The sequence below is a fragment of the Aromatoleum diolicum genome (assembly GCF_012910955.1).
GTDB classification, from domain to species: domain Bacteria; phylum Pseudomonadota; class Gammaproteobacteria; order Burkholderiales; family Rhodocyclaceae; genus Aromatoleum; species Aromatoleum diolicum.
On the sequence record NZ_WTVQ01000009.1, the window covers coordinates 63,132 to 82,760 of the forward strand.

Genomic DNA, 19,629 nt, shown 5'->3' on the forward strand with positions numbered 1-19,629 from the left:
TCGGGCATGGAGGATCTGCGGTGGCTGAACCCCCTTATGGCGTCATCTGGAACCGGCTCAGGCGCGGCAAGGTCGTGCCGTTTCTCGGCGCAGGGGCGTCGATGGCGGCGCGGGCGCCCGACACGACCTGGGATCCGGCCAATCCCGCAAGCCTGCCGAGCGGGGCGGAACTGTCGCGGCTGCTGGCCGACGAGACACGCTTCCCGTTCTCGCGTCCCGCCGAGACCGACGATCTGGCGACGGTGTCGTCGTATTACTGCGACATGAACGGACGCCGTGTGCTGCGCGAGCGCCTGCGCGAATTGCTCAACGGCGACTATCCCTGCGGCGAACTGCACCGCTTCCTCGCCTCGCTCGAGGTGCCGCTGGTGTTCGTCGTCACCAATTACGACTCCTTGCTGGAAAAGGCCTTCATCGCCGCCAACAAGCCCTATGACCTGGTGATCCATCCGGCCGACCGGCGCGACTACGCCAACGCGGTGCTGTGGTGGCCGCATGGCGCCGCGGAGCCGCAGTTCCGCGAACCGAACCGGCTCGAACAGGACATCGACCTCGCCGATACCACGGTCATCTACAAGATGCACGGCTCGGTATGCAGCGACAGCGCGCGCTGGGACAACTTCGTCATCACCGAGGACGACTACGTCGACTTCCTGTCGCGCATGACGACGCATACCGCGGTGCCCTCGCTGTTCAGTTCCGACTTCCGCGAGAAGAGCTTTTTGTTTCTCGGCTACGGGTTGAAGGACTGGAATCTGCGCGTGGTGCTGAAGAACCTCGGCCGCGACCAGGCGTCGCGCGAGGACGGCACGGCGGACGACGAGGAGTTGCCGCGCTCGTGGGCGATCCAGCGCAATCCGTCGGAATTCGAGCGGCGCCTGTGGGAGTCGCGCGGCGTCAGCATTTTCGACGTCGGCATCGACGAGTTCGTGACGAAATTGCGGCAGCAAGCCGAAGGCGGGCGGTCGTGAGCGACGCCGCCGGCGCCGTGACCTGCCCCTACGTCGGCCTGCGCCCCTACACCGAGGCCGAGCGCGAATTCTTCTTCGGCCGCGAACGCGACCAGCGCATCGTCGCATCCAACCTGTATTCGGCGCCCCTGACGGTGTTCTACGGCGCGAGCGGGGTGGGCAAGAGTTCGGTGCTGCTGGCCGGCGTGCTGCCGGCGCTGAGAGCGCGGCCGCGCACCGCGGTGGTGGTGTTCCGGGAATGGCAGCGCGCAGATTTTCTCGCCGCGCTGAAGGCGCAACTGCTCGCCGCCTTTCCACCCGCGGCCGTGGCGAGCGCCCAGGCGGACGACCCGCTGGATGACATCATCGCCGCGCTATCGCGGGCGGTGCATGGCGCGGTGCTGCTGATCCTCGACCAGTTCGAAGAGTATTTTCTCTACCATCCGGACACTCCGGCGGGCGACGACTTCGAAGCGCAGCTGGCGGTGGCGATCAACCACCCGGGCATGGATGTCGGCTTTCTCGTGTCGCTGCGCGAGGACAGTCTGTCGCGGCTCGACCGTTTTCGCCTGCGCATCCCGAACCTCCTCGCCAACACCATCCGCCTGAGCCATCTCGACACGCAGGCGGCGACGGACGCGATCCGCCGGCCGCTGGAGGTCTTCAACCGCCTGGCTGCGACGGCCGAGCCGGTAAGCATCGAAGACGGTCTGGTCGAACGGGTGATCGCCGAAGTCAGCGCGAGCGATGCTTCGCCGGATGCTGCTCCCGAAGCTGCGCACGGCGGCGAAGGCATTCAGGCAGCGATCCTGCAGCTGGTGCTGACGCGCATCTGGCAGGAAGAGATGCGCCAGGGCTCGCGCGTGCTGCGGCTCGCGACCTTCACTGCGCTGGGCGGCGCGCGGCAGGTCGCGCAGAAGTATCTGAACGAGGTGATGGAGCGCCTGACAGCCGACGATCAGGAGTTGTGCGCGCAATTCTTCGACCGCATGGTGACGCCGTCCGGCGCCAAGATCGCGTGCCGCGTCGTGGACCTGCAGGATTGGGCCGCGGCCCCGGCGGCGCGCGTCGAGGCGGTGCTCAGGCAGTTGTGCGACGCGCGCGTGCTGACCTATATCGCGCCGCCACCGGGCGAGGCGGGCAGTGCCCAGTACGAGATTTTCCATGACGTGCTGGCGCCGGCGATTCTCCACTGGCGCCGCGCCTATCTGGAAGTGCAGCGCCAGGCCGAGAGCGAACGCCAGCTCGCCGCGGCACGCGCACGCGCCGAGGAGCAGGCGGCCATCGCACGCCGCTTGCGCCGGCTGGCCGTCGGACTGGGCGTCGCGACCGTGGTTGCAGTCGTCGCCGCGCTCGCCGCGGTATTGGCGCAGCAGGCGGCCGACACGCAGCGCCGCCTGAAAACCGAACTCGCATTGTCGGTGCAGCTCGTCGCGACCGCCTTGCGCTATCTCGAGATCGACCCCGAAGTCAGCGCCCATGCGGCACTCGACGCGCTGCGCCGCACGCGCACCGCCGAACCCTTCCTGCGCATACAGGCCGAGGATGCGGCGCGCCGGGCGATCGACGCGTCGCGTCTCGGCCTGACGCTGCGCGGGCACGAGCAGCGCGTGCAGGCGGTCGTCTTCAGCCCCGACGGCGCACGCATCGCGTCGGCGGGTCAGGATGGCACGCTCAGGATGTGGGACGTGGCGACCGGCCAGAGCGTGTCGCTGCGCGCCCACGAGGACGAGGCGCGCGATCTGGCATTCAGTCCGGATGGCAAGCTGCTGGCATCCGTCGGTTATGACGGCCGCGCGATCCTGTGGGATGTAGCGGGCGGCACGCTGCTGCGCGAGCTGCCGCGCCAGCCGGGACGCCTGCGCGGCGTCGCGTTCAGTCCCAACGGGAAACTCATCGCGACGGTGGGCCAGAACCCCGTCGTGCGCGTATGGGACGTCGCCAGCGGCGGCTTGCTGATGAGCCTCAACGGTCACAAGGCGGAGGTGCGCGCCGTCGCCTTCAGCCCCGACGGCCGTCGGCTCGCCACCGCCGGCTGGGAGCCGTCGTTGCGGATCTGGGATCTGTTCAGCGGTGACACGCTGCACATCCTCGATCGCCACAGCGACAAGGTGTATGGCGTCGCCTTCAGCCCCGACGGCCGCTGGCTCGCCAGCGCCAGTCAGGACCGCAGCGCGATCCTGTGGGACGCGCAGAGCGGACAACTCGTCCGTGAACTGCCGGAACAGCCCGATACGGTGTATGCGATCGCATTCAGCCCGGACGGCAGCCACCTCGCCACGGGCGGCTTCGACGGTACGGCACGGCTGTGGGACGTGTATGGCTGCGTGCAGCCGGCCCTCGACTGCCAGCCGCTGCTGACGCTCGCCGGCCATGGCGACTACGTGCACGGCCTGGGCTTCGACCCCTTCGGCACCCGCCTCGCCACCGCCAGCTGGGACGGCACGATCAAGCTGTGGAATGTCGCCTTCGGCCATGCCGGGGCAATCTACGGCATCGCCTTCAGCCCGGACGGCAAGCGCCTGGCGAGCGCCTCGCTGGACACCGTCGCCAAGGTCTGGGACGCGGCCAGCGGCAAGCCGCTGCTGCGCCTGAGCGGACACACCAACACCGTATTCCGCACCGCCTGGAGCCCGGACGGCCGCCGCATCGCCACCGCCGGTTTCGATGGCAACGCGATGATCTGGGACGCGGCCACGGGTCAGCCGCTGCAGACCCTGCGCGGACACGGCGGCCGCGTGCAGAGCGTCGCCTTCAGCGCCGACGGGCGCCTCGTCCTCACCGCCGGGCGCGACGGCACCGCACGCCTGTGGGACGCGGTGTCCGGTGCCGAGCGGGCCCGCATCCGCGATCGCGGCGCACCGCTGAACCGCGCGATCTTCGGCCCCGACGGGCAGACGCTGCTGACCGCCGGCAGCGACGGCGGCCTGAACGTGTGGGACTTGCCGAAAGGCAGCCTGCGCCAGCGCCTGCAGGAGCAAGGGGCCGAGATCTACGATATCGCCTTCAGCCCGGATGGCGCGCGGCTCGCGAGCGCCGGCGCGGATCGCCTCGCGCGACTGTGGGACACCGCCAGCGGCACGCTGCTGCATAGCCTCGCCGGCCACAACAGCGCCGTCAGCGCGCTCGACTTCAGCCCCGACGGCCGTCAGATCGCGACCGCGAGCTGGGACAAGACCGCCCGCGTCTGGGACGTCGCCAGCGGCACCGAACTCTATGCGCTGCCGGTGCAGAGCGCGCAGATCAATGACGTCGCTTTCGCGCCCGACGGCCAGACGCTCGCGACCGCCGGTGGCGACAAGACGGTGCATTTCTATCCGCTCGACCCGGATCAGCTCGCGCTCGCGCTGCGCGCGCGCCTGACGCATGAATTCAGCGCCGCGGAGTGCGAGAAATATCTCCATCAAAGCCCCTGTCCGCCATGAGCGCGCTGCGTGCTAAGCTGAACGCACGTGAACATGGTGGTTTCATTTTCCCCGGAGCTGACTGTGCCTAGCTTGTTGCCGACGCCTGATCCCGATGGACTGCTCGAATATTCCGTGGTGTACACGGACCGGGCCCTCAACCACATGTCGCAGGCCTTTCAGGGGGTGATGCGCGACATCTCGCGCATCCTCAAGCAGGTGTATCGCGCGCACGCGGCGGTCGTCGTGCCGGGCAACGGCACGTTCGGCATGGAAGCGGTGGCGCGGCAGTTCGCGACCGGCCGCAAATGCCTGGTGATCCGCAACGGCTGGTTCAGCTACCGCTGGACGCAGATCTTCGACATGGGCGGCATCCCGTCCGAGTCGACGGTGCTGAAGGCGCGCCCGGTCGCAGACGGCCCGCAAGCCGCCTTCGCGCCGGCGCCGATCGGTGAAGTGGTGGCGGCGATCCGCGACAAGAAGCCCGATGTGGTGTTCGCGCCGCACGTCGAAACGGCGGCGGGCATGATTCTGCCCGACGATTACCTGCGCGCGGTGGCCGATGCCGTGCATGAAGTCGGCGGCCTGTTCGTGCTCGACTGCATCGCCTCCGGCACGATCTGGGTCGACATGCTCGCAACCGGCGTCGACATCCTGATCAGCGCACCGCAGAAGGGCTGGAGCGCGTCGCCGTGCTGCGCCCTGGTGATGCTCGGCGAGCGCGCACGCGAGCGCATCGACGCGACCACCAGCACCAGCTTCGCGTGCGACCTGAAGAAATGGCTGCAGATCATGGAAGCCTACGAAAAGGGCGGCCACGCCTACCATGCGACGATGCCCACCGATGCGCTGACCGCGATGCGCGAGGTGATGCTGGAAACCGAGCGTTACGGCTTCGACAAGGTGCGTGCCGAGCAGCAGGAGCTGGGCGAACGTGTGCGCGCGCTGCTCGCGAGCCGCGGCTTCCGCAGCGTTGCGGCAGAAGGCTACGAGGCGCCCGGCGTGGTGGTGAGCTACACCGACGACCCGGAGATCCAGTCGGGCAGGAAATTCATCGCGCAGGGTCTGCAGACCGCCGCCGGCGTGCCCTTGCAGTGCGACGAACCGGCTGACTTCCGTACCTTTCGCATCGGCCTGTTCGGTCTGGACAAGCTGCACAACGTCGAGCGCAGTGTGAAAAGTCTCGAACAGGCGCTCGACGCCATCGCGCTGGGCGCCTAGCGCCCGGTCTTGTGCGCGAAGTAGGTAAGATTCATGCGCGGGTTGAGGTACTCCACGACTGCCTGCGGCAGCGTGGACGGCTTGAGCACGCACTCGATCCTCACGTCTTCCGTTTCGGCGACACTGAGAACCAGCGCCTCACGGCGCGGCACCCCCGGCTCATAGACCAGCACCGTCGGCTTGAGCGTATTGCCCGGGGTCACGGCGATGACGATGCCGATCGAGCCGGTGGACAGCCGGACAAAGGATCCGGGCGGATAGACTCCGAGCTCCCGGATGAAGGCGGCGAGCATGAACGGATCGAAGTGCGCCGCTTCGCGCGCAAACATCTGCGACAGGGCCTCCGCCGGCGTCAAGGCATCGGCGAGGCTGTGCGGATTGCACAGGTTGTCGTAGCGGTTGGCGATCGCCACCATGCGCGCCAGCGCATTGATCTGCGCGCCCTTGCGGCCGGCCGGAAAACCGCTGCCGTCGACGCACTCATGGTGATCGCGAATGACCCCGCGCACCGACGGGATCACGTGCTCGCCGACCATCTGCATGCCGTACTCACCATGCAGTCGATATAAGGTCTCCTCGTGCCGGCTGCGCTGCTTGCTGCGCAGTATGATCGGACTGATCCTGCTGGTGCCGATGTCATGAAGCAGGGCGCCCATGCCGGCGGCTTCGAAGATCTCACGCTTGAGTCCCAGCCCCTTGGCCAGGATCATCGTCAGGATCATGACGTTGAGGGCGTGCTGGTGGGTGGCGTCGTCGCGCTTTCTCGATGCCACGAGCATTACCGTGGCGCCGTCATCGTCAAGGAATGTGGACGCCAGCGCGCCCACCATCGCGCCGGCCTGCGCCGTCGCTCGCGCCGGGTCGCGCAGGATGTCGGCGATGACGTTCTTCGCCGAGTCGACGCTCTCGCCGTAGGCTTTCTCGCAGCTCTGGATGCGTTCGCGCTGCTCGAGCATCCCCGCGGCGCGCCTGCGTTTTGCCTCGATCAGCTGCAGCTCGTCGGCTTCGATCCGGGGCGTTTCCCGCGTCGCGGTTTCGTGCTCCGCCGCCAGCGGCGCCGCTTCGGATCGCGCCGGATCGTAGGCAACCTTGCGCAAACCCAGTTCGCGCAAGGTTTGCAACTGCTTTTCGCTGGTGATGCGAAAGGAATTGACCAGGAAGGGATGGTCGAGCCACGACAGTTCCAGCGATACGAACATCCCCACCTGCAACTGATCGACGTTAACAACAGGAAGGGAATCGGACATCGGAGCCGCAACAAGCCATGGACAGAGGGTGAACCGGCTGTTTCCGCCAACCGGATGCGTGCTGCGCGAACCCGGACGGCGTCCGCGCCTACGCCCGCATCATAGCGGAAAGCCGTGTGCCGGCGGGCTTGTCTTCACGCGAGAGAGCGGCCGCGCGAGGCTCGCCCCCGCCCGGGCGCGCGTCTGCCCAGGCCGCCGGCGGCATGTATTGCGGCTTATTTCAGCGCTGCGAGCGCCGCGGCGTAGTCAGGTTCGTCCTTGATCTCGCCCACGAGCTGCGAATGCAGCACCTTGTTGTCGCGGTCGAGCACGACAACGGCCCGTGCCGTGACACCCGCGAGCGGGCCGGAGGCGATCTCGACACCGTAGTCGTGGAGGAAATTGCGCCCGCGCATCGTCGACAGCGTGACGACGTTATCGAGCCCTTCGGCGACGCAGAAACGCTTCGCGGCGAACGGCAGGTCGGCCGAAATCACCAGCACGACGGTATTGTCGAGCTTGCTCGCCTCGGCGTTGAACTTGCGCGTGGAGGTCGCGCAGGTCGGGGTATCGAGGCTGGGTACGATATTCAGGACCTTGCACTTGCCGGCGTAGTCGGCGAGCGTCACGTCCTTGAGGTCGGCGCCGACCAGCGACAGCGGCGGCGCGGTGTCGCCCTTCTGCGGGAAACGGCCGGCGATTTCGATCGGGTTGCCGCCCAGGGTCACGTTGCTCATGGGTTTGTCTCCTCTGTGGGTTCAGGAATGCCGACACCCGGCAAGGGTGTCATCGAACCAGTCTAGTCGGGAAAGCGGCAGAGGGGAACCGCGATGGCAGCAGGGGAAATCTGCGGGGGCAGCCGGCAAGGCCCCCCCCGCGATCGTCCACCGGCTTACGGACGCGAACGGCCGGCTTTCACTTCGTCGTGCCAGAACTGGTGGTGCTCCTTCGCCCAGGTCTCGTCGACATAGCCGGTCCTCATAGACTGGTAGGCCCCCTCGACACCGATCGTGCCCATATAGATATGGCCCAGCGACAGTGCGATCAGCAAGATCGCGCCGACGCCATGGACGATGTTCGCAAGCTGCATGTCGGCGCGCGTCTGGCCGAAGTTCGGGAAATCCATCACCAGGCCCGAAATTGCGACGAGCAGGCCGAGGAAGGTCACGCCGATCCAGAACCAGGTCTTCTCGCCGAAGTTGAAGCGTCCCGACGGCACGTGTTCGCCGCTGGCGATGCCGCCCGCCTTGCGGATCCACACGCTGTCGATCGCCTGCCATACGTTGTCGCGCAGGAAGGTCAGGATCATCAGCAGCGTGAATACGCCGAACACCGGCCCGAGGTAGTTGTGCACGGTCTTGCCGGCCCATAGCAGTCCGCCCAGCACCGCGTTGCCGAAGATCGGCTCGATGAAGTGCTTGCCGAACAGGATGCACACGCCGGTGATGCCCAGCACGACGAAGCTGCCTGCGGTGCCCCAGTGCACGAAGCGCTCGAAGCGGCTGAAGCGCTGCATCTTGCGCCCGGTCGGCGCGCCGTGCAGCTTGATCGCCCCCTTCACCGCGAAGAACAGCCCGATCGCGGTCGGCACGACCAGCAGCAGGATGCCGCCGTAGAAGCTGATCGGGCCGTTGCGCCACTGCCGCCAAGTGTTGCCCTCGTTCTGGATCAGCACGCCGGTTTCGGGGCCGCGCACGGTAGTGAAGTGCGATTCACCCGAGCGCACTTCGCGCCACACCGGCGCATTGTTGAGCGGTTGCGTCTGCTGGCGTTCGACCTGCGCGGCGGCCGGTTCGGCTTGCGCCATCACCGGGGCGCTGCCCAGCGCCAGCAGCCACACCGCGAGCGCCAGCAGCAGGCCTAGGCCGCCGCGGCGCGTGAGGATTGTGCTCATGGACGCCTCCTCATTCGACACGCTTGTATTCGTTCTGGCCACGGACGCGGTTGCGCATCGCCTGTTCCCACGCGCCCTTGTCACCCTTGAAGGCACCGGCCTCCCAGGGACGGGTATCGGCCTTGCCGGAATACTTGCCATCCTCGTACTTCGCGACCTGCGGTTGTTCGCCGCAGCCGGCCAGCAGCGACGCGGCAAGCGACGCGGCAAGCATGTAACGGATGCGCGTTTTCATTTCGCTTCCTCCTTGTCCTTGCCGTAGGCGGTCATCCAGCCCCAGGCCTCGACGCCCTTGCCACGGCGCAGCACGCGCTCGCGGAAGATATCCGAGAGCTCGGTCGCGTCGCCGGCGAGCAGCGCCTTGGTCGAACACATCTCGGCGCACAGTGGCAGCTTGCCTTCGGCGAGGCGGTTGCGGCCGTACTTGTCGAACTCGGCCTGCGAGCCGTTTTCTTCCGGGCCGCCGGCGCAGAAGGTGCATTTGTCCATCTTGCCGCGCGCGCCGAAGGCCGCCGGACCGTTGGGGAACTGCGGCGCGCCGAAGGGACAGGCGTAGAAGCAGTAGCCACAGCCAATGCAGCCGTCCTTGTCGTGGAGGACGACGCCTTCCTCGGTCTGGTAGATCACGTTGGTCGGACACACCGCGATGCACGGCGCGTCCGAACAATGCATGCAGGCCACCGACATCGAGCGCTCGCCCGGCACCCCGTCATTGATCGTGACGACGCGCCGGCGGTTCACGCCCCACGGCACCTCGTGCTCGTTCTTGCAGGCGGTGACGCAGCCGTTGCACTCGATGCAGCGCTCGGCGTCACACAGGAATTTCATGCGTGCCATTTATGTTCTCCTCAGGCCTTGGATACGCGGCACAGGGTGGTCTTGGTTTCCTGCATCATCGTCACCGAGTCGTAGCCATACGTCGTCGCGGTATTGACCGCTTCGCCGCGCACGATTGGCGCCGCGCCGTCGGGGTAGAACTTCAGCATGTCCTCTCCCTGCCACCAGCCGGAAAAATGGAAAGGCAGGAACACCGTGCCGGGTGCGACACGCTGCGTGACCTGGGCACGTACCTTGAGCTTGGCCTTGGTCGGCGACTCGACCCAGATGTAGTCGCCATTGCGGAAGCCGGCGTCGTTGGCGTCCTTGGGGTTCACTTCGGCGAACATCTCCTGCTGCAGCTCGGCGAGCCACGGGTTGGAGCGCGTTTCTTCACCACCGCCCTCGTACTCGACGAGCCGTCCCGAGGTCATGATCAGCGGGTATTCCTTGGAAATGTCCTTGACCTTGTCCTGGAGCGACTTGTAAAGCGTCGGCAGGCGCCAGAACTTCATCTTGTCGTCGTGCGTCGGGTACTTCTCGACGAGATCCGGGCGCGGCGAATAGATCGGCTCGCGATGCAGCGGCACCGGGTCGGGGAAATTCCACACCAGCGCGCGCGCCTTGGCGTTGCCGAAGGGGTGCATGCCGTGGTTCTTCATCGCGACGCGGATGATGCCGCCCGAGAGATCCGTCTTCCAGTTCTTGCCCTCGGCGGCGGCCTTCTCTACGTCGGTGAGTTCCTCCCACCAGCCGAGCTTCTTCAGCAGCACGTCGTCGAATTCGGGATAGCCCATCTGCAGCTCGGCGCCCTTCGAGGCCGAGCCTTCCTCGGCGAGCAGCGACACGCCGTCCTTCTCGACGCCGAAGTTGGCGCGGAAGTTGCCGCCGCCGTCCATCACGTGTTTCGACGTGTCATACAGGTTGGGCGTGCCGGGGTGCTTGAGTTCCGGGTTGCCATAGCACGGCCACGGCAGGCCGAAGTATTCGCCGTCGCACGGGCCGCCGGTCGCCTTCAACGTTTTCACGTCGAAGGTGTGCATGTTCTTCATGTGCAGCTTCAGCCGCTCGGGTGACTGGCCGGTGTAGCCGATCGTCCAGGTGCCGCGGTTGATCTCGCGCAGGATGTCCTCGGTGACCGGCTCGTCCCAGCCCTGCTTGTCCTTCACGAGCGGGATGTTCTTCACCAGCTCGTCGGCGAAGCCGAACTTCTTCGCGAAGGCGTACATGATGGTGTGGTCGGGCTTGGACTCGAACAGCGGCTCGATGACTTTCTCGCGCCATTGCAGCGAGCGGTTCGACGCGGTGGCCGAGCCCGAGGTCTCGAACTGGGTGCAGGCGGGCAGCAGATACACGCCGTCCTTCCTGACCATCGCCGCCATCGACGCGGTCGCCGACGGATAGGGGTCGATCACGACCAGGGTGTCGAGCTTCTTCATCGCCTCGACCATCTCGGCGCCGCGCGTCTGCGAGTTCGGCGCATGGCCCCAGTAGACCACCGCGCGCAGGTTGCCACCCGGCTGGTCGATGGCTTCCGGGTTCTCGAGCACGCCGTCGATCCAGCGCGACACCGTGATGCCCGATTTGGTCATCAGATCTTCAGAAGCGTAGCGCGCCTTGACCCACTCGTAGTCGACGCCCCACACCTTGCACCAGTGCTTCCAGGAACCGGCGGCGAGCCCGTAGTAGCCGGGCAGCGAGTCCGGGTTCGGGCCGACGTCGGTCGCGCCCTGCACGTTGTCGTGACCGCGGAAGATGTTGGTGCCGCCGCCGGCGACGCCGACGTTGCCGAGCACCAGCTGCAGGATGCACATCGCGCGCACGTTGGCATTGCCGACGGTGTGCTGGGTCTGGCCCATGCACCACACGACGGTCGAGGGCTTGTTCTTCGCCAGCGTCTCGGCGACCTTCAGCACCTGTTCCTCGGGGATGCCGGTGACTTCCTGCACCTTGTCCGGCGTCCACTTCATGACCTCTTCACGGACCTTGTCGAGCCCGTAGACGCGCTGACGGATGTATTCCTGGTCTTCCCAGCCGTTCTGGAAGATGTGGTACAGCATGCCCCAGATGAAGGGGATGTCGGTGCCCGAGCGGATGCGCACGTAATAGTCCGCCTTCGCCGCCGTGCGCGTGAAGCGCGGGTCGACGACGATCATCTTCGACCCGTTCTCCTTGGCGTGCAGGATGTGCAGCAGCGACACCGGATGCGCCTCGGCGGCGTTGGAGCCGATGAACAGCATCGCCTTCGCGTTCTGCATGTCGTTGTAGGAGTTCGTCATCGCGCCGTAACCCCAGGTGTTGGCGACGCCGGCGACGGTGGTCGAGTGACAGATGCGCGCCTGGTGGTCCATGTTGTTCGTGCCGAAGAAGGACACGAACTTGCGCAGCAGGTAGGCCTGCTCGTTGCTGTGCTTGCTGGATCCGATCCAGTACACGGCGTCGGGGCCGGATTCCGCGCGGATCTTCAGCAGGCGGTCGCCGACTTCGTTGAGCGCCTGTTCCCAGCTGATCTTCTGGTACTTGCCATCGACCAGCTTCATCGGGTACTTCAGGCGGTGCTCGCCGTGGCCGTGCTCGCGGATCGACGCGCCCTTGGCGCAGTGCGCGCCGAGGTTGATCGGCGAATCGAACACCGGCTCCTGGCGCACCCACACGCCGTTCTTCACCACGGCGTCGATCGCACAGCCGACCGAGCAGTGCGTGCACACGGTGCGGTGCACAGTCTCGGCCCCTGCCGCGCCGGCCGATTCGGCCGTCGCCGCATCGGCACTGCCGATCAGGTTGTAGGGCAATTGCACGGCCATCGCGCCGGCCCCCACCCCCAGACCGGAACGCTTGAGGAAGGTGCGCCGGTCCATCGTCTGGCCGAGATTGCGGGCCGCCGAACTGCGCAACTGGCGCGCACCGCCGGTCGAATGCGTCGATTTCCTGGTAAGCATCGTGAGTTCTCCCCCGCCTAGATGCGCGCAGTGCGGTAGTAGTTGCGGGCGTGCGCGCTGGTTCCGCGCTCGCCCGCGGGTTCAGCGGCGACCTGGCTTGCCGGGGCGACTGCCGGCACCGATTTGCCTGCGACCGTCGCGACGGCTGCCGCCGCTGCGGCACCACCGGCACCGAGCGTCAGCAGGAAATGACGGCGCTGCAGTCTGGATTTCGTGTCTTCCATGCTCCTTCTCCCCATAAAACGGGTCACATTTCCGGTGGACGTTCGTCGGGCCGGGTGCGGCCTACTCCATTGCGAAAGCTTCGCTTTCGATATCGAAAAATGCCCGCGCCAGCGCACCGACCCGGGTGTAGAACCGCGCCTGCGGCGCCGCCATCAGCGCGTCGGCGAGACGCCCGTACCAGGGCTGCAGATGGCGGGTGAAAAACTGGCGCTGGCGCGCGAGTCCGGCCTCGTCCGGACCGGTCAGCACGAGATGGCGCATCACTTCGGCGAGCGCGGCAATGTGGTCCTCGGTTTCGGCGACGCCGCTACGGCGTGCCAGGCCCAGCTCGGCAAGATCGTCACGCAGATGCGCGAGTGGCTCTTCCATCAGGAAACCGGCGAGGTAGAAGGAACCGTAGAGCATCACTTCTGGCCGGCCGATGCCGTAGAACAAGGTTTCGTACTCGTCGCTGACGGCCGCGGCATCGCTATCGGCGGCAATCTCGCCGAGCGCCGCCCAGGCCTGCGCGAAGGCCGACTCGCCGGCACCGAGCACGCGCGCGGAGGCGACCAGCGCGGCGAGCAGCGGCCCATCCGGTGCGGCAAAGAACAGCCGCCCCAGCAGCGCGTAATGATGGGCACGCGCGCGGTCCTCATCGCTCCACGTGGGCTGAGCCGATGGCGCAGCGGGCTGGAAGATCGAAGCGGGGGCGTTCATTCGTTCATGTCCCAGGCCTTGAGGCCGTTTTCGCTTTCCATCAGGTCGATCACCCGACAGTCGGCACACATGTGCAGGCGGCGACGTTCGGCCTCGCCGGCGAACATCGAGTGGCTCGCGAGACGCGCGAACATCGTGTCGATCAGCGCCTTCGCCCCCATCGGTTTGTCACAGCGGATGCAATGGAACATCTCCGCTTCCTTCAGCGGCACGCTGCGCCGCGCGGCGTCGTCGAGCAGCAGGCGCGGGCTGAGCGTGATGGCGTTTTCGGGGCAGGAATTCGCACACAGGCCGCACTGCACGCAGCTCTTCTCGAGGAAGCCGAGGCGCATCGCATCGGTCGCGGCGCTCAGCGCGCCGGTCGGACAGGCGCCGACGCAGGACATGCACAGCGTACAGGCGTCATTGACGGTGACCGTGCCGAAGGGCGCACCGGCCTTCAACGCGATTTCGGCGACCGGCGCCGGCGCGACCGCGAGCAGGTGACGCAGTGCGAGATCCAGCGTGTCGCGCTTGCGCGGCACCAGGCGGAAAGCGGCCGGACGGCTCACTGCGGCGGCGGGGGCCCAGTCCCACAGCGCGGCCTCGAGTCCGGACCAGTCGTCGGTGTCGATCACGCGCAGGTGCTCGCCGGCATAGCCGAGTCCCGTGAGGATGGTTTGCGCGTGCGCGGCCTGCGCCCGCAGCGGCGCGGCATCGTGCGTGCCGGCGGCGAGCACCGCGACCTGACAGGCGCCGAGCGCGACGCTGCCGAGCAGCACGTCGAGGCCGACGGCGTCGGCGCTCCACACGTCGAGCGGAATCACGCGCGCCGGCAGGCCCTTGCCGCGGCGCGCGAGGCGCTCGATCAGCGCGCGCCCGGCGTCGACGGAATGGAACAGCAGACAGGGCGCGTCGCCACCCGTCTCGCGGTAGCGCATCAGCACGGTCTTGATGCGTGCGCCGAGATCTTCGACGCGCGGGTACTGCGAGGCCAGCGCTCCGCTCGGGCACACCGTTGAACAGGTGCCGCAGCCCTGGCACAGATACGGATCGACGCGCACCGCGTCGCCCGCCGACGCAATCGCCTCGGCCGAACAGGCCTCGATGCAGCGCGTGCAGCCGGTCTTGCGCGAGCGACTGTGCGCGCACAACTTGGCGTCCAGCGCGACGTAGCGCGGTTTCTCGAATTCGCCGACGAGCTCGCCGAGCACCTGCACCGCCAGCGCCTGGTCGAGCGCATCGCGTCCCGGCGCGGCATAGCCCTGCGGCGGCTCGACACGCTTCAGCACGGGCTCGGCCGACAGGTCCAGCACCAGATCGAAGCGCCCCTCGCGCGTCACGTCGCCGCGCGCAAAATCGATCGCGCCGACCGAACCGCAGGCGGTGACGCAGGCGCGGTGGGCGCGGCAGCGCGTCGTGTCGACCTGGTAGTCCCAGCCGATCGCGCCTTCGGGACAGGCGCGGATGCAGGCATTGCAGCGCACGCACAGGTCGAGGTCGATCGGATTCGTCTGCGTCCAGGCGACGTCGAAGGCGCCGAGATGGCCGGATACGCGCACCGCGGCGCCCGACCACACCGCGTAGCGCCGCTCGACGGGCAGTTCGGCCTCCGGCGTCGCGCCGGTCGTCAGCACCGACACGTCGAAGCGCCCGGCGAGCCGCTCGGCCCAGCCCAGCGCCGCGCCTGCTTCGCCGACGATCAGCAGGCCATTGCCGGCGGTGAGGCTGACGCCGGCGACCGGCTCCGGTTCGGGCAGCATCGCCGCCGCGATCAGCGCCGCCATCTTCGGCGTCGCACCGGCGCCTTCGGCAGACCAGCCGGCGTTTTCACGCAGATTGAAGAAATCGATACGCGCGGCCGGTACGGCGGCCGCCACGTCGGAGAACAACGCGCTCTCCTGCGTACAGCCGACCAGCACACTGCCACCCGCGAGTGCCGATTCGAGTTCGCCGATCTCGCGGCGACACAGTTCGTGGTGCAGCGTGACCGGCTGCGCGCCGCCCGCCGTGGCCGCAAGGGCTGCGGCATCGACCGTGAAACTGCGATTGCAGTCGCACAGCCGGATCTGTTTTTGAGCTGTCTGCATTGTGGCCACGATGAGTTGGGTATGGACCACTAGCAGGCGCCGTACCGGCGCAGAGGAAATTAAATCAACCGCGAATCCTCAATTTTCTGCGGTTTCAACTACGTGTGTAACTCAGGTGGAACAATTTGTCGCAGAGGCCCCAAAATGTCGCATTCAAGTCCCCACATCCGGGCTACCCGGGCTCGGCTCAGCAATGACATCGGAATTGTCGCCAGCTGCCGCAGCGATCGGCAAGGCGGTTTCCGGGACGGCATCGCCCGCCACCGCATCCGCTGCGCCTTGCGGCGCATCGACGGGGGCCGTCCTGGCCGCTTCCTCCGCCACGGCTGCGCCTTCCTCGTCGTCCTTCAGCAAGGTGTCGAACTGCCGCAGGCGTTTCATCATGTCGGGCGGTATCGGATCGCTGACCGAATAGTCGTCGATGTAGATGTCGAGGCGGTCCATGCGGTCGAAATGGAAATGCGGGTCGCTGAACAGCTTGCGCAGTGCCGCGCGGCGCAGCGATTCGCTGACTTCCTTCTTCAGGAAGCCGCTGAAATCGGCCTCCAGACTGAGGCTTTCGAGCGGCGGCAACGCAGCGTCTGCCGCGGGCACCGCCGCGACAGCCTCGGCAGACGGCATTGCATCGACCTGCGGCGGCGGGATTGACGCAGGTGCGACGGCAGGGCTCGCCTGCGTGCCCGCGTCGCCCCGGCGCTTGAGGCGCGACCAGCGTTCGAGAAAGCGGCTCGGTGTCGTCATGGGCGTTCCCGGTCCTGCGCCAACGGGTCGTTGCGCCGCACCTTCTTGCGCGGCGCCGGTTTGTAGTGGAGGTTCACGAATTCGCCGACCCAGTCGGCCATTTCGCGCGACATCGCGATGCCGTCGACCTGCTCGCCCGAATCGAGCAGCCGCGCCGCCTCGCCGTAACTCACCGTCACCGCCACCGGACGCGCCACGCCGTCTTCGAGACGCCAATTCACGAAGACCTTGGGCACCGGCGAACTGAGATTGAGGAAATAGTTGTCCGCCTCGTCGCGGAACAGTTCGAGCGCGAAGCCGCCGACGAGGAACTGGTCTCGGTCGGTCTCGGCCACCAGCTGGCGCGTCGTCGCGGGGTTGTCACCGAAGGCCGGCACCACGCCGACCGCCTCCCACGCCTCGTCGGCCCAGCGGCTCTGCAGGCGGCGGCGCTCCATGATCACGGCGATGGGGAAAGTGTACATGCGGCGAACTCCAAGGATCCTGATTCATCATAGGATAGGCGAAGCCGGCGAGGCGAGCGAAGCTCCCCACCCGGCGGCGGCGCACGGCGGCCGGGCGGCTGCCGGCGCGCGCTAGAATACCGGCCCGGACATCCGTTTCCACCACCCATGACCTCATCCCCTGGCGCTGCGCCGCGCCGTCCCTTGCTGAGCCACGCCAGCCACCCGCTGACGGTCACGATCCCGGCGACCAACGAGCTCGGCGAGGCGGTGCCGACCGCGATCGCCGGCGAATATCCGCTGACGCTGTACGTCGACAAGCGCGAGATCGTCACGCTGATGACGCTCGGCGCCGAACCCGAGGCGCTGACGATCGGCTGGCTGCGCAACCAGCGCCTGGTGACGAGCCTCGACGACATCGAAGCGGTGCAGGTCGATTGGGACGTCGGCGCGGTCGCCGTCACCACGCGCACGGGCCTCGTCGATGCCGACGCGCGCCTCGGCAGCCGCACCGTGACGACCGGCTGCGGCCAGGGCACGGTGTTCGGCGGCCTGATGGACGAGATCGACGCGATCCGCCTGCCGCCCGGGCGCAGCCTGTCGCAAGCGACGCTGTATGCGCTGATGGACGCGGTGCGCCACCATGAGTCGATCTACAAGATGGCCGGCGCGGTGCATGGCTGCGCGCTCGCGGCGCCCACCGCGGACGGCAGCGAGATCCTGATGTTCGTCGAGGACGTCGGCCGCCACAACGCCGTCGACACGATCGCCGGCAAGATGTGGCTCGCCGGGCTCGAAGGCGGCGACAAGATCTTCTACACGACCGGCCGCCTGACCTCCGAGATGGTCATCAAGACCGCGCAGATGGGCATCCCCTTCCTCGTCTCGCGCTCCGGCCTCACGCAGATGGGCTGGGAGATCGCGCGCCGCATCGGCCTGACGATGATCGGTCGCGCACAGGGCAAGCATTACCTTTTATTCACCGGCGAGGAGCGATTCACGCGATGAGCGCGCGAGAAAAAATCACCGGCGTGATCCTCGCCGGCGGGCAGGGACGCCGCATGGGCAGCGTCGACAAGGGCCTCGTCGAGTTGCGCGGCCGGCCGATGGCCGAGTGGGTCATCGAGCGCCTGCGCCCGCAGGTCGACGAACTGATCATCAACGCCAACCAGAACGCCGAGCGCTACGCCACCTTCGGCTATCCGGTGTTTCCCGACGACATCGGCGGCTTTGCCGGTCCGCTCGCCGGCCTGCACGCCGCGCTGTCGCGCGCGCAGCATCCGCTGGTCGCGACCGCCCCGTGCGACTCGCCCTTCCTGCCCGAAGATCTCGTCGAACGCCTGTACCGCGCGCTCGACGCCGCCGGCGCCGAACTCGCCGTCGCGCGCACTTTCGATCAGCCGCATCCGGTGTTCTGCCTGTGCCGGCGCGACGTGCTGCCGCACCTCGACGAGTTCCTCGCATCCGGCGGGCGCAAGATCGACTTCTGGTACGCGACGCTGAAGATCATCGAAGTACAGTTCGACGACAAGGAAGCCGCCTTCCGCAATATCAATACCCGCGACGAACTCGACGACGTCGACCGCATCGACCGATGAGTGCGCACGAGCCGCTCGCCACGCCGGAAAGCCCCTGCCTGACGGCGCGCCAGGCCGCGGCCTATCTGCACCTCAACGAGAAGAAACTGTACGAGCTCGCCAACAGCGGCGAAGTCCCCGCCGCGCGCGTCGGCGGCAAGTGGCTGTTCCCGCGCAAGCTGCTCGACGACTGGCTGCTCGAGCAGGCGCACGGCGGCGTGTTCACCGACCGGCTGCTGATCGCCGGCGGCGACGATGCGCTGCTCGCCGCGGCCGTCCGGGCGCTGGCCGCCGACCTCGGTGCCGACGCTTTCGTCGCCTACAGCCCGAGCAACACGCTCGCGGGTCTCGGACAACTCGCGCACCGCCGCGCCGACCTGTGTGCGCTGCACTGGGGCGACGCCCAACACAGCGGTACCCAGCACGCGACCCTGCTGCGCGGCTATCCCGGCCATACGCGCTGGACCCTGGTACGCATCGCGCAACGCGAACAGGGCGTGCTGCTGCGCCCGGATGTCGGCATCGACCAGCTCGAAACGCTCGCCGCATTCGACGTGCGCTGGGCCATGCGCCAGTCCGGTTCGGGCGCCGGACACTTCCTCATGTCGGCGCTCAAGGCGCGCGGGCTGCGAGCGGAGGATTGCAGCGTCGTCGCCACCCCACCGGGCGAGCGCGACGCCGCGGCGCTGCTGGTGCGTGATGCCGCCGACTGCGCCCCGGGCACACGCGCCACCGCCACCGAATTCGGGCTCGACTTCCTGCCCTTGGGCTGGGAAGCGCTCGATCTGGCGCTGCCGAAGGAAATCTTCTTCCGCCACCTGTTCCAGCGCCTGCTCGCGCGCCTCGGCAGCGCCGAACTGCGCGAACTCGCCCGGCAACTCGGCGGCTACGACCTCACAGCGCTGGGGCAGGTGTTGGCGACAGCCTGAACATGTAATCGACGACGAAATCCGCGACCGCCTCGGGTTCGTTGATGTCGAGCTGTGGCAGCGGCGTGTCGAGCTCGACGTCGGTCGCAATCGCGACAATGTGCGGATCGTCCGGAAACAGCAGCGGCTCGCGCACTGCCGCGCGATGGACCTCGATCTTCGGCATCGACGCGCGCTTGAAACCCTCCACCAGCACCAGATCGCAGTCTGACAGCTTGCCCAGCAACGCCTCCAGCGGCAGTTCCTCGTCGCCACGCAGCTCGTGCATCAAGGACCAGCGCCGGCCCGAGCTGATCAGCACCTCGCGGCAGCCGGCGTTGCGATGGCGCCACGAATCCTTGCCTTCGTGGTCGATGTCGAATTGGTGGTGTGCATGCTTGATCAGCGACACACGCAAGCCGCGCGCGCTCAGCAGGGCGATCACGCGCTCGATTAGCGAAGTCTTGCCGCTGCCGGACCAGCCGGCGAATCCGATCACTTTCAATTCGCTTCCTTC

18 protein-coding genes are annotated in these 19,629 nt (G+C 67.4%); 6 read left to right on the top strand and 12 right to left on the bottom strand.

Annotated features, from left to right (window positions below; translation table 11 throughout):
• The first annotated feature begins 20 nt into the window (after positions 1-20).
• The 3 genes from GPA25_RS07520 to GPA25_RS07530 all read left to right on the top strand — a co-directional run bounded on the left by GPA25_RS07520 (position 21) and on the right by GPA25_RS07530 (position 5,575).
• Positions 21-971, top strand: coding sequence for an SIR2 family protein (locus tag GPA25_RS07520; RefSeq protein WP_169259754.1), 951 nt, complete (start codon positions 21-23; stop codon positions 969-971).
• Positions 968-4,375, top strand: a complete 3,408-nt coding sequence (locus GPA25_RS07525) for an nSTAND1 domain-containing NTPase (protein ID WP_169259755.1) — start codon at positions 968-970, stop codon at positions 4,373-4,375. The genes GPA25_RS07520 and GPA25_RS07525 overlap by 4 nt, the downstream gene beginning before the upstream one ends.
• A 63-nt stretch (positions 4,376-4,438) precedes the next feature.
• On the top strand, positions 4,439-5,575 hold the full coding sequence (locus GPA25_RS07530; RefSeq protein ID WP_343034868.1) for an aminotransferase class V-fold PLP-dependent enzyme: 1,137 nt from the start codon (positions 4,439-4,441) through the stop codon (positions 5,573-5,575).
• Here GPA25_RS07530 and GPA25_RS07535 read toward each other — a convergent pair.
• The 11 genes from GPA25_RS07535 to GPA25_RS07585 all read right to left on the bottom strand — a co-directional run bounded on the left by GPA25_RS07535 (position 5,572) and on the right by GPA25_RS07585 (position 16,648).
• Positions 5,572-6,822, bottom strand: a complete 1,251-nt coding sequence (locus GPA25_RS07535) for an HD-GYP domain-containing protein (protein WP_169259757.1) — start codon at positions 6,820-6,822, stop codon at positions 5,572-5,574. The two genes, GPA25_RS07530 and GPA25_RS07535, sit on opposite strands and share 4 nt — an antisense overlap.
• A gap of 215 nt (positions 6,823-7,037) precedes the next feature.
• Positions 7,038-7,538 (bottom strand): thiol peroxidase, encoded by a 501-nt coding sequence (gene tpx / locus GPA25_RS07540; protein WP_169259758.1) that lies wholly within the window; start codon positions 7,536-7,538, stop codon positions 7,038-7,040.
• A gap of 155 nt (positions 7,539-7,693) precedes the next feature.
• Positions 7,694-8,695, bottom strand: coding sequence for a formate dehydrogenase subunit gamma (locus GPA25_RS07545; protein WP_169259759.1), 1,002 nt, complete (start codon positions 8,693-8,695; stop codon positions 7,694-7,696).
• A gap of 10 nt (positions 8,696-8,705) precedes the next feature.
• Positions 8,706-8,930 (bottom strand): hypothetical protein, encoded by a 225-nt coding sequence (locus GPA25_RS07550; RefSeq protein ID WP_169259760.1) that lies wholly within the window; start codon positions 8,928-8,930, stop codon positions 8,706-8,708.
• Positions 8,927-9,532 (bottom strand): formate dehydrogenase FDH3 subunit beta, encoded by a 606-nt coding sequence (gene fdh3B / locus GPA25_RS07555; protein ID WP_169259761.1) that lies wholly within the window; start codon positions 9,530-9,532, stop codon positions 8,927-8,929. Before fdh3B ends, GPA25_RS07550 begins: the two co-directional genes overlap by 4 nt.
• Before the next feature lie 11 nt (positions 9,533-9,543).
• Entirely contained in the window at positions 9,544-12,450 is a 2,907-nt protein-coding gene (locus GPA25_RS07560; RefSeq protein WP_169259762.1) for a molybdopterin-dependent oxidoreductase, read from the bottom strand.
• A gap of 17 nt (positions 12,451-12,467) precedes the next feature.
• Positions 12,468-12,674: a hypothetical protein gene (locus GPA25_RS07565; RefSeq protein WP_169259700.1), complete on the bottom strand. Its 207-nt coding sequence runs from the start codon at positions 12,672-12,674 to the stop codon at positions 12,468-12,470.
• Between the two features lie 61 nt (positions 12,675-12,735).
• Positions 12,736-13,374, bottom strand: a complete 639-nt coding sequence (locus tag GPA25_RS07570; protein ID WP_169259763.1) for a TorD/DmsD family molecular chaperone — start codon at positions 13,372-13,374, stop codon at positions 12,736-12,738.
• Positions 13,371-15,443, bottom strand: a complete 2,073-nt coding sequence (locus tag GPA25_RS07575) for a 4Fe-4S binding protein (protein ID WP_169259764.1) — start codon at positions 15,441-15,443, stop codon at positions 13,371-13,373. The genes GPA25_RS07570 and GPA25_RS07575 overlap by 4 nt, the downstream gene beginning before the upstream one ends.
• A 153-nt stretch (positions 15,444-15,596) precedes the next feature.
• Positions 15,597-16,184, bottom strand: coding sequence for a DUF3306 domain-containing protein (locus GPA25_RS07580; RefSeq protein ID WP_169259765.1), 588 nt, complete (start codon positions 16,182-16,184; stop codon positions 15,597-15,599).
• The gene (locus tag GPA25_RS07585) at positions 16,181-16,648 is read right to left on the bottom strand and encodes a DUF3305 domain-containing protein (protein WP_169259766.1); all 468 of its coding nucleotides are present in this window, start codon (positions 16,646-16,648) and stop codon (positions 16,181-16,183) included. The genes GPA25_RS07580 and GPA25_RS07585 overlap by 4 nt, the downstream gene beginning before the upstream one ends.
• A gap of 147 nt (positions 16,649-16,795) precedes the next feature.
• On the opposite strand from GPA25_RS07585, the gene GPA25_RS07590 reads away from it, so the two are divergent.
• Genes GPA25_RS07590 through GPA25_RS07600 form a run of 3 tightly spaced genes read left to right on the top strand, consistent with a single transcriptional unit; the run spans position 16,796 to position 19,133 of the window.
• Positions 16,796-17,635, top strand: coding sequence for a formate dehydrogenase accessory sulfurtransferase FdhD (locus GPA25_RS07590; protein WP_169259767.1), 840 nt, complete (start codon positions 16,796-16,798; stop codon positions 17,633-17,635).
• Entirely contained in the window at positions 17,632-18,225 is a 594-nt protein-coding gene (gene mobA / locus GPA25_RS07595) for a molybdenum cofactor guanylyltransferase MobA (protein ID WP_169259768.1), read from the top strand. The genes GPA25_RS07590 and mobA overlap by 4 nt, the downstream gene beginning before the upstream one ends.
• Entirely contained in the window at positions 18,222-19,133 is a 912-nt protein-coding gene (locus GPA25_RS07600; protein ID WP_169259769.1) for a helix-turn-helix transcriptional regulator, read from the top strand. The genes mobA and GPA25_RS07600 overlap by 4 nt, the downstream gene beginning before the upstream one ends.
• Here the strand turns inward: GPA25_RS07600 and mobB are convergent.
• Positions 19,099-19,617 (bottom strand): molybdopterin-guanine dinucleotide biosynthesis protein B, encoded by a 519-nt coding sequence (gene mobB / locus GPA25_RS07605; protein ID WP_169259770.1) that lies wholly within the window; start codon positions 19,615-19,617, stop codon positions 19,099-19,101. The genes GPA25_RS07600 and mobB overlap by 35 nt on opposite strands.
• Between the last annotated feature and the right edge of the window lie 12 nt (positions 19,618-19,629).